Annotated in this window: 1 pseudogene; it reads right to left on the reverse strand. The window is 40.6% G+C overall.

From position 1 onward, the window contains the following. Positions 1-510 (reverse strand): annotated as a pseudogene (prfC, locus tag ACFIL8_RS12905) (peptide chain release factor 3); the annotation flags it as partial.

The following is a 510-nucleotide window of genomic DNA, read 5'->3' on the forward strand; positions in this document are numbered from 1 at the left end:
GATATCACCAGCATAGGCTTGATCAGCAATTTGGCGCGAACGCGCAAAGAAAAATTGTGGAGCCGAAAGTGTCATCGTTTTTCCTGTTCGGACCAACTTTGTCTTCATACCACGTTCAAGTGTTCCCGAACATACCCGAAAAAATGCAATACGATCACGATGATTAGGATCCATATTTGCTTGAATTTTAAAAACAAATCCCGTCATTTTAGGTTCAGTTGCTATGATATTGCGCTGATCTGCACTTTGATCACGAGGACTTTGACCAAAATCAATAAGCGCATTGATCAAATCACGAACACCAAAATTTCGTAAAGCTGAACCAAAATAAACCGGAGTCATATGACCCTCACGGAAAGCTTGAAGATCAAAATTCTTGCAAACACTTTGAGCAAGTTCTACCCCTTCAAGAAAAGTTGAACGTTGATACTCTGGAAGTAAATGGACAACCTCACTGGGATTTGAAACGATCCGCTGTGTTATCTCATCATCTTTTTGGCGAAAACGGTT

The sequence above is a fragment of the Bartonella sp. AP57NXGY genome (genome assembly GCF_042195805.1).
In the GTDB taxonomy this organism is placed as follows: domain Bacteria; phylum Pseudomonadota; class Alphaproteobacteria; order Rhizobiales; family Rhizobiaceae; genus Bartonella.